Annotated in this window: 4 protein-coding genes; 2 read left to right on the forward strand and 2 right to left on the reverse strand. The window is 67.5% G+C overall.

Features of this window, described 5'->3' with window-relative positions:
* Together VFA16_RS18475 and VFA16_RS18480 are read left to right on the forward strand one after the other, a co-directional pair.
* Positions 1-577: acyl-CoA dehydrogenase family protein (locus VFA16_RS18475; protein WP_324969207.1), on the forward strand; the 577-nt coding region annotated here is incomplete at its 5' end.
* Entirely contained in the window at positions 574-1,392 is an 819-nt protein-coding gene (locus VFA16_RS18480; protein ID WP_324969208.1) for a tyrosine-protein phosphatase, read from the forward strand. The genes VFA16_RS18475 and VFA16_RS18480, both read left to right, overlap by 4 nt.
* A gap of 76 nt (positions 1,393-1,468) precedes the next feature.
* Here the strand turns inward: VFA16_RS18480 and VFA16_RS18485 are convergent, their stop codons facing one another.
* Together VFA16_RS18485 and VFA16_RS18490 are read right to left on the reverse strand one after the other, a co-directional pair.
* Entirely contained in the window at positions 1,469-1,951 is a 483-nt protein-coding gene (locus VFA16_RS18485; protein WP_324969209.1) for a DUF456 domain-containing protein, read from the reverse strand.
* The coding region (locus tag VFA16_RS18490) for an NADPH:quinone oxidoreductase family protein (protein ID WP_324969210.1) at positions 1,952-2,684 on the reverse strand (733 nt) is incomplete at its 5' end.

Raw genomic sequence — 2,684 nt, forward strand, 5'->3', positions numbered from 1 at the left:
CTGGCAGGACCAGCACGGCCACTGCGAGATCGTCTATGACAGCGTTCGGGTGCCGGCGACCAATCTGCTGGGCGAAGAAGGCGCGGGTTTTGCGATCGCCCAGGCCCGGCTGGGCCCGGGCCGCATCCACCACTGCATGCGCGCCCTCGGCGCTGCCGAACGCGCACTGGCGTTGATGGTCGACCGGGCCCGCAGCCGGGTGGCTTTCGGCAAGGCGCTGGCCGAGCAGGGCGTGGTGCAGCAGTCAATTGCGAAGTCACGCAACGAGATCGACCAGGCTCGGCTACTGTGCGAAAAAGCTGCCTGGACCATCGACCAACACGGCAACAAGGCCGCGCACCTACTGGTCTCGCAGATCAAGGCGGTGGCCCCGCAGGTTGCCTGTGATGTGATCGACCGCGCCATCCAGGTGCACGGCGCGGCGGGAATCAGCGACGACACCCCGCTGGCCCGGCTGTACGGCTGGCACCGCGCGATGCGCATCTTCGACGGGCCCGACGAGGTTCACCTGCGTTCAATTGCCCGTGCTGAAATCGGCCGCGAGAAAAGCTCTTTCGCTTCGGCGGTTACTCAGTGACGACTGAGATTCGCGAACTTCCCGGCGCGGTGAACTTCCGCGACGTTGCCGTGTCCGCGGGTATCCGGTCCGGCCGGCTGTTCCGCTCAGGCGAGCTGAGCGGTCTGGACGACGACGGGCGGGCAGCGCTGCGCCGGCTCGGCGTTACCGATGTCGCCGACTTGCGCTCGCCTCGCGAGGTGCAGCGCCGGGGACCGGGACGGGTGCCCGACGGCGTCGACATTCACCTGTTGCCGATCCCCGACCTGGCCGCGGACCAAAGCGAGGCCGACGGCGAGCCGCCGCATGAGCATGCGTTCAAACGGCTGATGACCGACAAGCCCAGCGACGAGTCCGTCGCCGAGGCCGCCAGCCGCTACATGGTCGACGAGTATCGCAGGTTCCCCACTTACGCAGGGGCGCAACGTGCTGTGCGACAGGTAATTTCGCTGCTCGCAGCCGGCCGCTCGGTGTTGGCCCACTGTTTTGCGGGCAAGGACCGCACCGGCTTTGTCATCGGCTTGGTGCTGGAAGCGATCGGGCTGGACCGTGACGACATCTTGGCCGACTACTTGCGCAGCAACGAGGCCGCGCCACAGCTGCGCGCGCGGATCATGGAGATGATCCAGCAGCGCTCAGACACCGAACTGACTCCCGAGGTGATGACGTTCACCGAGGCCCGGCTCTCCGATGAGGTCCTCGGTGTCCGGCCGGAGTATCTGGCCGCTGCGCGGCAATCGATCGACGAGACCTACGGCTCGCTGGAGGCCTACCTGCGCGACGCGGGCATCACCGCGTCGGAACTGGATCGCCTCCGGGAAGCACTTTTGCGCTGAAGCTCGTTGCTGATCAGCCCGCTCAGCCGCCCCGATCTCATTCACGCAGTTGTCGCCGCGCCAACCAGCGGGCTGCTCACCAAATCAGGACCGCGGCCGCCCACACCGCGGCGGCCAGCAGCGCTGCGGCCAACTCCACGCCGACCGACAGCGCCACGCCTTTCAACGCATGCACAGTTGACACCCACGCGGCCTGCCGGTCCTGGCGCCGCGTCAATTCGGCAAGATAGATGCCGCCCACGAACCCGATCGCCAACCCCAACAAGGGGATCACGAAAAACCCTATAATGCCGAGCAATCCGCCAACAACCAGACTGGATGTCGCCACCTCGGCGCGGCGCATCCGGCGCATCGGCCACAGGTACTTGATCACCGCTCCGACACCCAGCAGCGCCGCGACGATGGCGAGGGTCACCCACGACGTGGCCGTCCGCTCGACGGCAGCCCACACCGCGATGGCCCCGAATACCAGCACCGACCCTGGCAGCAACGGCACGACGATGCCGACGAGGCCGACGACAATGATAAGCGCGACCAGGACTATCCCGCCGGTGCTCATTTATGGCTCCAGCACCACCTTGCCCAGCACACCGCCGTCGGCCAAGCTCTGCAGCGCAGCACGCCCTTCGGAAAGCGGATACCGCTGCGGCGGTGGTGGTTTCAGGCCTAAGGACACCAGCTGGCTTAGCCCCCACGCGAACAGCGCCGCCGAACCCGGAACTTTGTTCAGGTATTCGCCCCACGCCACCCCCAACACGCCGACGTTTCGCAGCAGCAGCCGGTTGACCGTGACGGTCGGGATGCCGCCGGCGGCAAAACCGATCACCAGCAGCTTGCCGTCGATCGCCAGCACCCGGATGGCGTCGTCAAAAGCCGGCCCACCGATGGGATCGACGACGATGTCAACGCCGCGGCCGTCGGTCACGTCGCGCACCCGCTGGGCCCAGCCCTCGCTCAGCGGCAACACCAGGTCAGCGCCCAGCGACTCGACGAAATCCACTGCGCCCGTGCGGTGCACCATCGCGATCACTTGACCGGCGCCCATCGCCTTGGCCACCTGGACGGCGGCGCTGCCTATGCCGCCGGCCGAGCCGAGCACCAGCACGGTGTCACCCGGCCGCATCGCGGCCCGGCGGGCCAGCGCGAAGTACATGGTGTTGTAGTTCACCAGCAGCGACACCGCTTGGGCGTCGTCCAGTTGCGCCGGGCTGCGGGTGACGTTGGCCACCGGAGCCGCCACCTGTTCGGCGTAGCCGCCCAGGACACCGAATGCTGAGACCCGGTCGCCCACC

The organism is Mycobacterium sp. (assembly GCF_035653355.1).
In the GTDB taxonomy this organism is placed as follows: domain Bacteria; phylum Actinomycetota; class Actinomycetes; order Mycobacteriales; family Mycobacteriaceae; genus Mycobacterium.

Bases quoted from the DNA above. Each gene is read 5' to 3' on its own strand.
- VFA16_RS18485 (WP_324969209.1), bottom strand. From the start codon at position 1,951: ATGAGCACCGGCGGGATAGTCCTGGTCGCGCTTATCATTGTCGTCGGC.